We start from the raw sequence: 12,201 nt of genomic DNA, 5'->3' as shown, positions 1-12,201 counted from the left end.
AAAAATTGCCTGAGGAATGAAACGAATCAATTTAACAAGCCCCAGCAAAAAGCCGGGGCTAATACTTCAATTATTTTGGGACATTTTCAAAAACGCTTGACACCAATTATAGTGACTATATGCTTTTTTTGTCGAAATATACCATAATTGACTCCGAATTTACATTTTTCCCATTCATTTTTCAAAGGGAATTTTTCGATATAAAATGTTTGCGTGGTCAAATAATTGGTATATAAGAATAAGGAGGCAGTTATGTGCAGAAAAGGTGAAAACATCCGAAAACGCAAGGATGGGCGCTGGGAAGCCCGGTTTATCAAATACCGTGATTCGGAAGGTAAGATACATTATGGTTCCATTTATGGAAAAACCTACAGCGAAGTAAAAGCAAAGCGAAACAAAAAAATCGCAGAGTTGCCACAATACGGATATCACACCGGCAATTCCGGCGTTTTAAATTACCAGGCGACTTTCCAGACGGCTGCAATCCGCTGGCAGCAGGATATCCGATACACCATTAAAGACAGCACTTTTTCCAATTACAAGGCGATTCTGGAGAACCAACTGCTCCCTGAACTGGGAACTACGCAGATCCGCAAAATTACAAACGCCAGGATTAATCAGTTTATCCATAAGAAAAAGAATCAGGAACTGTCTTCTGGAACCATTCACGTTACTTTAAGCGTGCTCCGGAGTATTCTTGGCTTTGCAGCGAAGCAGGGCGTCTATACCAGTGAGCCTATCCGGTATCCGCATATTGCAGGAACCAATCAGGAAGTCCAGATTATGAACATAGAGGACTATGACAAATTGGAGCGGTTTCTTACAGAAAACATCGATGACTTCTATTTCGGACTGCTCCTTTGTATGCATACCGGAATCCGTGTGGGAGAACTGGCGGGGCTGCGCTGGGGTGACATTGATTTTTCCCAGCGGAAAATACGCATACAAAGAACTGTGATCCGGATCAAAAATCTTGACCAGATTGCAGATCTTGTTACAGGGAAAATCCCCAAAACCCGCTTGTACATCGGAGCACCAAAAACAGAGCACTCCAACCGGGAGATTCCATTACCAGACAAACTGCTTTTTTATGCCAGGCGGTTCTGCAAAGAGAACTCATATTATATTCTCACTGGCACCGGCAAATGTATGGAACCGCGGGTGATTCAGCGCAGATACGCCAATTTGTTAAAAAAATGTGGGATTCCACCGATCAAAATCCATGCTTTGCGCCATCAGTTTTCCTGCCGCTGGGTGGAGCGAGGATTTGACACCAAGTCTTTGTCCGAAATCCTTGGACATACTTCCGTTCGCACTACGCTAGATCTGTATGTGCATATCCAGGCGGAAACCAAGCGGCAGTATATGAACCAGATGATGGGGCAGGTAATATAGGAAGCCTAAAATTCAATATAGAACAGCATGAAAGACAACTATTCAGAAGCATTTGTAATATGTTTCCGGATGGTTGTTTTTCTTTTGGCTAATGCTGTTACCCATTCATATTCTATCATTTCTATGCATTGTATATGTTCTTTTTTCATTTAAAGGGTCTGCTTACATGGTCAGTAGTCCAATCTGTACTCTGCTTCTGCTGATTCGCAGCACAGATACGCATTACTGGAATAATGCGACTTTTGGTCATCTTTTTTGTTTTCTCATCAATTTATTATTTGTTTTGCTTCTGGTTTTTATTCGTTTAAGTACACTTTGTACTATACCGTTTTATAAGGAAAGCCAGGAGTGATCCCACCAGTCACTGATCAATCCTGGCTTCGTGTTCTACAGGGCTACATTAGCCTACCTTATTTTGAACTCTTCCATAAGTTTCTTACGATAGTTTTCATCCTTGCAGGCCTTTAAATATTCTGTTACTCGGCTGGCTGATTCTAATTTCTCATATAAAGCAGCCATTTGTTTTTCTCCTGATTTTCGTCCTTCTTCCCGTCCTTTTTTTCGTCCATCATCCATAATCATCTGTCCCAATCGCGTCATTATCACCGCCTCCTTAATTTCATTCAGATCTTCTCCATCCAGGAATTTATCTGCCAAAGTATATAACATTGCCGTAACTTTATCCGCTATACTATTATGTTCCTCTTTCGCCAGTAGAATTCCTTCTTTTATCCTATCTTTGCGGCTAAGCTTTCCACCCATTAACGGCGTCAGGCTCAGCCAGGCGAAATCATCCTCTGTCAGGGCTTCACCTGCGGCCTTTTTCTTTTTTAATCGCAGAATAACTTCATCTGCATCCTTCTCTCCCATATAGACAGGAATCACACGGTATGTATAGATACCGCATTTCAATTCACTTTTTGACTGCTTGATTTCCCCTGTGTAAATTACATATGTAATCACATCCGCATCCATGTTATGCGAAAATAACGCATCATAGGAATGAAAACGTCTGAGATTTTTCTTCTCAGAATTGTTTGTAGTCTGGAACTCAATATGGATATACAAATCTTTCTCAGTAGTCTTAAAAGTAAAATCCATATACAGTTCATTGATAGTCAGCGCTACCAACTCTGTCGGTCCAATTTCTTCATAACTATAGTTTATACCGAGTAATTTCAAAATATGCTCCCTGAAATATTCCACACCCATTTTCAGGAAAGCATCTTCGTGTTTGCTGTTTGGCATGAGACTTCTCCTTTTTTATTTCTGTATCGTCATCTCATGTACTTTATAAGCTTTCTCGGAATGTATTATTTTCTCCCTACTCATATCCCTATAATATCACAATCTACTATAAAAATCATCTTAAAAGTTTATAAAATATCAAAAAAGAAGCAGGTCTTCATCGCATGTTCCAAATGCTCTAAAGCCTGCTTCTGTAATTTCTTTATGGAATTTACTTCCGTTATCTTTTATAGAATTCGCTTACTGCTGTGTAGTGGTATCTGTAGTAGTACCATCTGTGGCTGCTGCTCCATCTGTAGTAGCACCGTCTGCGGCAGTACCATCTGCATTAGTGGCAGTCTCTGCTGCAACTGTGCCTGGCTCTGTTACGGACTGGGTATCTGTACTCTCAGAAGTGCTGCCAACTGGTGCGTCAGCCTCCTCCTGGGTAACCACCTCACCGTTGCGAACCTTTTCCATAAGGCTCTTAGCCTTATCAACAGTGTTATAATCCGGAACCATAACATATGCCTTCTGGCTCATGGAATATGGTTTCTCAGTAGCACCGGTACCATTTACACTGTAGGAAACGATTGTCCAGTCGCCCCCATTGGTAAGCTGCTGCTGAAGGATCTGTGCGATCTCTTCATATGTGATGTTAGTACCGAAGCATCCATCCAGACTGGAAAGAATGGAGGAATAGCTGGTAAGGATTTCCGGAGAAAGTGCCTTCTTCACAACACCACGGATAACCTCCATCTGGTTCTTACCACGCTGGCGGTCACCCTCCTGGAATGCGTAACGCTCTCTTGCAAAGATAAGCGCCTGCTCACCATTCACATAATTCTCACCCTTGTTAAAATGATAACCCAGAATATTCTTGGAATCAAAATCATAATCTGAATTAACGGTAATTCCGCCAAGTGCATCGATTACCTTCACAAATCCACCGAAGTTAATTCGGAAGTAATAATTAATGTCAATATCATACAGCATTCCCAGAGTATCCATACACACATCGATTCCATAAATACCGGCATGTGTCAGCTTATCCGGTGCACCTCCGGAAATAGAAAGCGGTACAAAGTAATCACGAGGTGTGGAAACCAGCAGGATCTCATGTGTATCTGTATTCACAGTGGCAATAATATTTACATCGCTTCGGCTCTTAGCTGTCATCTCACCTCTGGTATCAATACCACTGAGATAGATGGTGTAAACCTTACCGCCATTAGCAGTGGTGATCGGCTCTATAGGGGTGGACTCTTCTGCAGACTGAATTGTGGATTCAACGTCTACTGTTCCAACCTCTTTTATCTTAGTGCTGAAATCTGTGTATCCGTCCATATCCTCGTATACACTAAGATATCCGCTGTTCAGAAGCATAGCATTTACTTCACCGTTTAGGATTCCGTCAGCAAGCTCGGTCAGACCTGCGTACTCTTTCGTCTGTACCTCTGTGCCGAATTCGCTGTTCAGGTGTGCTACCGCGCCATCTGTGTTCTCACGGTCAAGTGAGGAAAGAATACCATAAGTATATCCGGCAGTTGCCTCTACAGAATCAGCGGCATCATCGTTCTTTACATAAACAGCCATCTGTGTGACCTCAGTGGTCTCACCGGAAATATTGCTGATGGCGGATCTTGTCTTATTAATATAGAAACCGCCGAATGCCAGAATGGCAATCATGATCACTGCCAAAACAGTTCCGCCAATAAAGCGGCCTGTGTATCTGGTATGCCATACCAACAGCCAGATAATGGCTGCGATCACCGCAAGTACAATGCCGATGATCAGCATATAAATGGTCGGGATCATCTTGGTCATTGCCAGAAGTCCCATAAAAACAACAGAAAGCATAATGACGATGATGGTGATCACCGCGCCTGGTATCCAGTCGTTTCTTCTTCTCCTTCTACTCATCTTTTAGCTCCTTTTTTATTTCTTTTGTCATTAAGGGCTGCTGTTCACTTTATAGTCAGCACCTATCAAAAGCATATCTTATATTTTATACGCTGACAACTGGAAAATCAAGTTAAATAGTGTTATAATACGAAAGATTTATAAAATTTTTTTATGAAAACGTTATAACTTCCAGGACGCGGACAGGAATATGACGAAATCAACCGTATCCGGCAGGATAAATGTTCGCCAGATAGTTGCAGACCACAATGGGCGGCATGTTATGCAAATATCATTTGAATGCAATATTCTGCCAATTTAAGGAGGAATTACAATATGACAAAACAAGAGTTTCAGGAACTGGCACAGAATATTGTTCTTCTGGACGGCGCTACAGGTTCCAACCTGATGGCTGCCGGCATGCCGAAGGGGGTATGCACAGAGGAATGGGTGCTGGCGCATAAGGATGTGATCCAGAATCTTCAGAGAGCTTATATCGAAGCGGGAAGCAATATTATCTACACTCCTACTTTTGGCGGCAACCGTGTAAGCCTTACCATGCATGGTCTGCAGGACCGTATGGAGGAGATCAACCGCACTCTGGTTTCCTATTCAAGAGAAGTCGCGGATACGGCAGACCATAAGGTTTACGTTGCTGCGGATATTACCACCAGTGGTAAAATGATGGCTCCTGCCGGGGAGATGACCTATGAGGCAGCTTTCGAAATGTATCAGGAGCAGATTGGAATTCTGAAGGATTCCGGCGTGGATCTGATCGTTGCTGAGACCATGATCAATATCGAAGAGACTCTGGCCGCTGTGGATGCTGCTTCCACAGTTTGCGAGCTGCCGATTATGTGTACCATGACGGTAGACGCAGACGGAAGTATTTTCAGCGGTGGAAATGCTATCGAGGCTGCTGTTTCCCTGGAGGCTGCAGGTGCAGATGCTGTGGGCGTGAATTGCTCTGTTGGTCCGGATCAGCTGGTTTCTGTTATCCGCAATATTAAAGAAAATGTCTCCATCCCGGTCATTGCCAAGCCGAATGCCGGTATGCCGTTCATTGATGATAATGGAAACGCCGTTTATTCCATGAAAGCGCCGGATTTTGCCAGACATGTGAAAGCTCTGATTGATGCAGGTGCCGGTATTGTAGGGGGCTGCTGCGGTACCACACCGGAATATATCAGGGAAGTAGCGAAGATGATCGGACGATAAAATACATAAGCCACTGTAGAACGTCACAACTTAGTTGACGTTCGGTAGTGGCTTTTCTTCTTTATCTCCGAAATTACTCTGATGTTTCTCCGATGTTCCCTTCGGAGTATTTTACACTCACTTCACCTTAATCGCTTTCTTCGGGCACATTTCCTGACAGCAGAAGCAGCGAATACACTTCTTATAATCATAAACAGGCGGATTATTTTTGTCATTTCGAAAATCTACCGCTTTGCCGGGCACAGGGCAGCTGTTTACACAGATTCCACAACGGATACATTTGTCAGGCTCAATGTATGGTTTCTTCTGGAAAATATTCAGAGCCTTGGCAAGCTTTGTCCAGACATTGTTTCGTACTTTCGTGCGATCCACATTGAAATTGGGATTGCCATATTTTTCTATTAATGCTTCCATCGAAATCACATTACAAACCACGTCAATACCAATCTGCTTTTTATCTACAGAAACCTTTGCATTCTGGCGCTGCTTCTCGCGCCCAGTTATTTCACTTCCTTCATCACACACTGCTGATGCCGAAGGATTCTCCTCAACTACCACAACCTCAATATTTTCTTCCCTGCAATTTCCCAGTCCCATCTTCTCCCCATGGTAATTGGTAGGAACCATCTCCGGTTTCAGATAAACCAGTCTTGCAAACACACTGTCCAGTGCCACCGGATCTGTGGACATCAGAATCAGGTTCATGGCTACCGGGTCTCCGGAGCCCGGTCCATTTCCCTCCATTGCAGTGATTCCATCCATAATATAAAGTCTTGGCTTTACATACTGGTTCAGATCAATAAGCATCCGGGCGAAGCTGTCCGCGCTGGGATATTTAGTATGACCAATGGCCTTATTTTTCCCATATACAAATCCATAGCTGTTCTTCACTGCTCCTGTAATTCGCTCCAGAGCGTGGGTTTTCATTTTGGAAAGAGAAATCACACACTCTGCCTCCAGCAGTTCTTTCGGAAGGATAAATTCCTTCGCCTGGACACCATCCGGATTTTCCACACGCACGCCTTTCGTATAATCAATAGCCGGAATCTGATATTTTTCCAGATAAGTGTCCATTCCGGTGCCCTGGATCACCTGTTTCGTAGTTCCGTGGCCACAGGAATCTGCAAGCACAATATTCTTATAACCTTCCTCACGTAGAATCCTGGCAAAGGCACCCACCACAACCGGATGAGTGATGACCGCTTTCTCCACTTCTGCTTTTTTCAAAAGGTTAGGCTTCAAAAGGATTTTTTCTTCTTTATTTATAAGGTTGTCCAGACCTCCCAGCTGAGCCAGACCATTTTTCATAAGTGTATAAATTCGTTCTTCGTCGTAAGCTTCACAGGGAAGCACAATTACTTTGCTTTTTGTGTTCATGTTTCTACCCATATTTTCAAACATACAGCCTGTAATCTGGATCTGCATGTCTGGTGCTCTCGTTTTATTTTGTAATTATTCTGCAATTTTTCACACATACATGCACGCCTCAATACAGTCGCAGAAGATAAGCTAAGATCACATTTCTGCGATACAAACCGCCCTCAGTGCCTTCCTCACTGGTAATATACATGCCGGTACCACAGACAATGCATCTACCCCCATCTGCAAAAATGTCTCCGTCAATCTGGTATCCGCTGCCAGTTCCCCACAGAGACATACTTTACAATTCTGCGCGTGTCCTGCATCTACAATCATCTTTATCATTTTCAGAATTGCAGGATGATGATCATCATATTTCTTCTGTAAAAGCGGATTCTGACGATCCATGGCCAAAGTATACTGGGTCAGGTCATTGGTTCCGATTCCCAGAAAGTCCACACGTTTCGCCAGTTCTTCCCCGATCATCACTGCAGCCGGAGTCTCCATCATAATTCCAGTCCGGATTTCCTTAAATGGTACACCTGCTGCCTTCAGCTCTTCTTTTACTTCCGTCACCAGAGCTTCAACCTCATCCATTTCCTCTTCCGAACAGATCATAGGGTACATCATCCCCAGATTGCCATACCGGCTCGCACGGTAAATGGCACGGATCTGGGTTTTAAACAGGTTCTTCCGGTCCAGACTGAGACGGATTCCCCGATTACCCATGAGAGGGTTGGTTTCTACCGGAATTTCAAGGTAGGAAGCCTGCTTATCAGCCCCGAGATCGGCGGTGCGGATAACTACCAGGCGGTCGCCCATAGTCTCAGCAGTTTTCTTATATGCCTGAAAAAGTTCTTCTTCCCCGGGATAATTCTCCCTGCCAAGATACTGGAACTCGCTTCGCAGCAGTCCGATTCCCTTTGCCCCATAATAAAGGGCGCTGTTTAAATCATCCAGACTGCCAATATTCGCGTAGATTCCCACTTCACGTCCATCTTTCGTAATATCGCCCTTGTCTTTCAGCTTCAAAAGGGATTCCCGCTCTACCAGATCTGCTTTTCGGCGAATCTCGTATTCTTTTCGTACCTCATTATCCGGTTCCAGATAGATGGTTCCCGTATATCCGTCAATAATGGCAATGCTGTCTTTCCACTCTTCTTCTGACTGTGGAATCCCAATACCTGTAACACAGGGAATATCCATATTTTTCGCAAGGATCGCAGCGTGAGAGGTAGCAGAACCTTTACGGGTGACAATACCCAGAAGCTTCTCCTTATCCATTTCCATCAGTTCTGCAAGAGAAAGGGCATCTGCTGCCAGAATGACTGGTTCCTCTCCCAGATCAATTTTGTTCTCATCTTCCCCGAGAATTTCCAGAAGGAGACTGGAGATGCGGCTTACATTGTGGATTCGTTCCTTTATGGTCGGATCGTTCAGCCTGGAAAAAGTACTCTGCATCTCATCTCTTGTGGTCTGCACTGCATAAGCAGCAGTCACCTTTTCCCCTGTGATCATACTCTGTACCGCACGGAGAAAGCTGCCAGAGCCCAGAAGCTCTGCCTGCTCCAGGATCTGGTTTGTTCCATTTTCCCCATTCACTTTCACAATTCTATCCAAAGGTTGGGGTTCCATATCCAATTCAGGATCAGCTGTGTCCATTTGCTTTTCTGACATTCTGTCATACTCTTCCTTCAAGGTCTGCATCACATGCCGACGAGCCACATCAAAATTCTTCAGTTCCTTTTTTACATCATCTGCCTGATGCTGTCGGATCTGATATTCACCTTTCCGATAAAACCTGATTTTCCCAATGGCAATCCCCGCAAAGGCGGAAGCTCCCTTGTATATTTCCATTTTGTTTCTCCTCTAAAAAACTCATTTATTTCTGTAAATAATAATCACACACTGGCGAAGCTTTGTCAATATCCGTGTTGTTCACTCTGTCCCCGGAAACATATATGTGCAAGCATTCTCCACCTCCAGCGACCTCTCTCCTTCCGCTGCAGTGCAATCCTGCCCGGTAGGACTTTTCTATTACATAAAAAAGAGCCTGCACAGTGATTTATCCGTTTTCCCCGAACAGCTCACTCACAGGCTCTTTCCCGATTTTATCCTTTTACTGGATTAATGCAATTCAATTAATCGCAGGCAGCCTTAAACTCAGTCCAGTTCTTATTATACTGTTCCTCAGCTTCCTGACTTACATTCTTAATACTCTCACCGCTTGTTACACTGTCCGGAACCACCAGGCTCTCGTCTACCAGCTCGTCTGCTGCCTTGTTGGTGCAGTAGTAACCGATATAATTGAAGCACTGTGCAGCAACCTCCGGTCTTAAAATATAATCTACAAACTGGTAAGCTGCATCTGCATTTGGAGCCTCGCTTGGAATAAACATTCCCATAACACCGAAGCCAAGACCTTCCTCCGGATAAACCACCTTCAGATCCGGGTTCTCTGCCAGAGCTGCAGTTACCTGGGAGGTGTAAAGGAACGCTACAGAAGCCTCTCCGTTCAAAAGCGCATTCTGGGTATTGTCATCCTGGATCATACGCACATTGGGAGCCAGCTCCACAAGCTTCTCTCCTGCCTCTGCTATAGTATCCACGTCTTCTTCATTCATGCTTTTTCCCATGGTGAGAAGAGTAATTCCGTTAATAACACGATAGTTGCCGATCAGCGCTATGCTGTCCTCCAGAGACGGATCCCACAGATCAGAATAGCCCTTGATATCAATGTCCACTTCCTCCGGATCATATACGATCAGCGGAATACCAGCGCCGTAAGGTACGGTGTACTCGTCCTTCGCATCATAGAACTGTCCCTGATAAAGAGGATTGATGTTTCCCCAATTGGAGATTTTGTCTTTGTCAAGCTTGGTGGCAAGACCTTCTTCCACGATTTTCTCAAGGATGTAGTCATCTGCGATTACCACATCATAGTCTCCGCCTTTTGCCATGGAAACCTTCTCCAGCATGGTCTCGTCAGTGTCAAAGTTGGAATATACGATCTTACAGCCGGTTTCTTCCTCAAATCCGTCCAGAACCTCCTGCGGGAACATTCCTTCCCAGGTATAAAGGACAAGCTCGGAGTCAGCTGCGTATACAGGTGACAGGCTGCCACAGATTGCTGCTGCAGCAAGAATTACCGCAAATACCTTTTTCTTCATAATCATTCTCCTCTTCTTCAAAAACACAGCCGGCTTCTGCCAGCCACGTTTCCGTTTTTATAAATTTCCATGTTTACTCTGCCTTGATCTTCGTCCACAGCTCCGCATATTTCTGCTTGATCTTCGGTTCCTGATAACGGAAGATCTCGCTATTTGGATTTTCGAAATCCGGGATGTAGGAGGAAACGCCCTCATACTCTCCGGTGATCATAGTTTCGTAAACACTCTTTACAGGAGAAGTATAACCTACTTCTTCCGTATTGGAAAGAGCAGATTCTTCATTTAGCATAAAATTAATAAACTGATGGGCAAGCTCTGTCTCATTGCAGTCCCTTGTGATAACCATTGCATCATACCAGTTGTTGGTTCCCTGGCTCGGTGTGAAGTAATCCATATTCGGATTTTCGCTTATAATATAAGAAGCATCTCCGGAATAAACAACTGCCATAGCCTTGTTTCCGGAAATCATATTGTCAATGACGTCATCACCTGCGTAAATCGGGTCCATGGTATTTCTCTGGTCAACCAGCCATTGGTAAGCTTCCTGAATCTGATTCTCATCTGTAGTATTCATGGAATATCCAAGAGCCTTCAGTGCGATCATAAAGGAATCCCGCTCAGAATCATACATGTAAATATTTCCTTTATATTTGGTATCCCTGAGAAGATCCCAACCCTCCTGAAGATCTTCCGGATCAACCACAGTCGTATCATAAAGAATACCAACCGTTCCCCAGAAATATGGGCAGGAATAACGATTTCCCGGATCATAGCTTTTATTCATGACCTCATCCATCAGGCTGCCCTTATTCGGGATCAGATCCCAGTCAATATACTGTAAGTAATCCTCTTTAATCAGACGCTCGATCATGTAATCCGAAGGGATCAGCACGTCATAGGACTCACCGCCGGAAAGCTTGGTGTACATCATTTCGTTGGATTCGAAGGTTTCGTAAACTACTGTACAATTATATTCCTGCTCAAACTGTGTCAGAAGATCCAGATCCATATATTCTCCTGCATTATAAACCTTCAGGACATGGTTCTCCGCTGCACTGCCTCCGCACTTGATCAGTCCGAAGCCAAGGGCAAAAACCAGCAGAAGGGCGATTACGCGCTGAATCTTTTTCGCATGCTTGCTGGCATGCTTTTCCAGGAGCTTTGGAAGCACGTTGGCAAAAACCATGACAAGCACAATGACCAGGATTACAATTGTGGACAGGGCGTTGATGGTAGGGTTGATTCGTTTGGTCATATTATAGACCACAATGGAAATATTCTTTACACCGTTTCCGGATACAAAGTACGAAATTACGAAATCGTCAAAGGACATGGTAAATGCCAGCAGCGCACCGGCGAAAATGCCATCCTTAATCATGGGCACGATTACCTTGGTCAACGCCTGGAACGGAGTTGCTCCAAGGTCCATGGCTGCATTTGCCAGGTTCGGGTCAAGGCTTCGCACCTTGGGATAAACACTGGTGATCACATATGGCGTACAAAAGGAAATGTGTGCCAGCAGCATGGTAAAGTACCCTTTCCGAAAGCCCAGTGAAGAAAACAGAAGCATCAGTCCGATTGCAGTAACAATATCCGGGTTCAAAATGGGCAGGTTGTTGATATTTAAAAGTGTTTCCTTTAACACCTTCCTGGACTTGGAAAGACCAATTGCAGTGATGGTTCCCAGCACTGTGGAGATCACAGTTGCCAGGATGGCGATGGTCACAGACACGTAAACCGCTTTGCTGACTTCTGTATTGTGCAGCAGCTCTGTATACCATCTCATGGAGAATCCCGTAAACCTGGTCAGGGATTTGGAGGAATTAAAGGAAAAAATCATGGTCACCAGGATTGGCAAGTAAAAGAATACCAGACAGATGGCCACATAAAATCTCTGAAAAAAGCTTGTTTTTTTCTGCATGATATCCTC

8 protein-coding genes are annotated in these 12,201 nt (G+C 44.2%); 2 read left to right on the top strand and 6 right to left on the bottom strand.

The genetic code is table 11. From position 1 onward, the window contains the following. The first annotated feature begins 252 nt into the window (after positions 1–252). Positions 253–1,395: a site-specific integrase gene (locus AB5618_RS18645; RefSeq protein WP_173736442.1), complete on the top strand. Its 1,143-nt coding sequence runs from the start codon at positions 253–255 to the stop codon at positions 1,393–1,395. Positions 1,396–1,800: 405 nt separating this feature from the next. On the opposite strand, the gene AB5618_RS18640 is transcribed toward AB5618_RS18645, so the two are convergent. Both AB5618_RS18640 and AB5618_RS18635 read right to left on the bottom strand, forming a co-directional pair. Continuing rightward, positions 1,801–2,643 (bottom strand): hypothetical protein, encoded by an 843-nt coding sequence (locus AB5618_RS18640; protein WP_173736486.1) that lies wholly within the window; start codon positions 2,641–2,643, stop codon positions 1,801–1,803. A 240-nt stretch (positions 2,644–2,883) separates the two neighbouring features. Further along, positions 2,884–4,545, bottom strand: coding sequence for an LCP family protein (locus tag AB5618_RS18635; protein WP_173736487.1), 1,662 nt, complete (start codon positions 4,543–4,545; stop codon positions 2,884–2,886). Between the two features lie 315 nt (positions 4,546–4,860). Between AB5618_RS18635 and AB5618_RS18630 the strand changes: the two genes are divergently transcribed. Further along, positions 4,861–5,742, top strand: coding sequence for a homocysteine S-methyltransferase family protein (locus AB5618_RS18630; RefSeq protein WP_173736488.1), 882 nt, complete (start codon positions 4,861–4,863; stop codon positions 5,740–5,742). A 117-nt stretch (positions 5,743–5,859) separates the two neighbouring features. Here the strand turns inward: AB5618_RS18630 and AB5618_RS18625 are convergent, their stop codons facing one another. The 4 genes from AB5618_RS18625 to AB5618_RS18610 form a co-directional block, all read right to left on the bottom strand. Then, on the bottom strand, positions 5,860–7,167 hold the full coding sequence (locus AB5618_RS18625) for a DUF362 domain-containing protein (protein ID WP_368366973.1): 1,308 nt from the start codon (positions 7,165–7,167) through the stop codon (positions 5,860–5,862). A gap of 90 nt (positions 7,168–7,257) precedes the next feature. Beyond that, the gene (gene ptsP, locus AB5618_RS18620) at positions 7,258–8,958 is read right to left on the bottom strand and encodes a phosphoenolpyruvate--protein phosphotransferase (RefSeq protein WP_195409887.1); all 1,701 of its coding nucleotides are present in this window, start codon (positions 8,956–8,958) and stop codon (positions 7,258–7,260) included. Positions 8,959–9,242: 284 nt separating this feature from the next. After that, positions 9,243–10,271: a spermidine/putrescine ABC transporter substrate-binding protein gene (locus tag AB5618_RS18615; protein WP_195409888.1), complete on the bottom strand. Its 1,029-nt coding sequence runs from the start codon at positions 10,269–10,271 to the stop codon at positions 9,243–9,245. Positions 10,272–10,344: 73 nt separating this feature from the next. Then, positions 10,345–12,192 (bottom strand): extracellular solute-binding protein, encoded by a 1,848-nt coding sequence (locus tag AB5618_RS18610; RefSeq protein WP_195409889.1) that lies wholly within the window; start codon positions 12,190–12,192, stop codon positions 10,345–10,347. Between the last annotated feature and the right edge of the window lie 9 nt (positions 12,193–12,201).

This window comes from Ruminococcus sp. J1101004sp1_RTP21198st1_B9_RTP21198_201120, assembly GCF_040924245.1.
Classification (GTDB): Bacteria; Bacillota; Clostridia; order Lachnospirales; family Lachnospiraceae; genus Blautia_A; species Blautia_A faecis.
Note: the sequence above shows the minus strand (reverse complement) of the source record. Positions and strands in the feature narration are given on the sequence as shown.

What these genes read in the sequence shown, in the direction of transcription:
- AB5618_RS18640 (WP_173736486.1), bottom strand. Translation starts at nt 2,643, where the DNA reads ATGCCAAACAGCAAACACGAAGATGCTTTCCTGAAAATGGGTGTGGAA.
- ptsP (WP_195409887.1), bottom strand. Translation starts at nt 8,958, where the DNA reads ATGGAAATATACAAGGGAGCTTCCGCCTTTGCGGGGATTGCCATTGGG.
- AB5618_RS18610 (WP_195409889.1), bottom strand. Translation starts at nt 12,192, where the DNA reads ATGCAGAAAAAAACAAGCTTTTTTCAGAGATTTTATGTGGCCATCTGT.
- AB5618_RS18625 (WP_368366973.1), bottom strand. Translation starts at nt 7,167, where the DNA reads ATGCAGATCCAGATTACAGGCTGTATGTTTGAAAATATGGGTAGAAAC.
- AB5618_RS18630 (WP_173736488.1), top strand. Translation starts at nt 4,861, where the DNA reads ATGACAAAACAAGAGTTTCAGGAACTGGCACAGAATATTGTTCTTCTG.
- AB5618_RS18645 (WP_173736442.1), top strand. Translation starts at nt 253, where the DNA reads ATGTGCAGAAAAGGTGAAAACATCCGAAAACGCAAGGATGGGCGCTGG.
- AB5618_RS18635 (WP_173736487.1), bottom strand. Translation starts at nt 4,545, where the DNA reads ATGAGTAGAAGGAGAAGAAGAAACGACTGGATACCAGGCGCGGTGATC.
- AB5618_RS18615 (WP_195409888.1), bottom strand. Translation starts at nt 10,271, where the DNA reads ATGAAGAAAAAGGTATTTGCGGTAATTCTTGCTGCAGCAGCAATCTGT.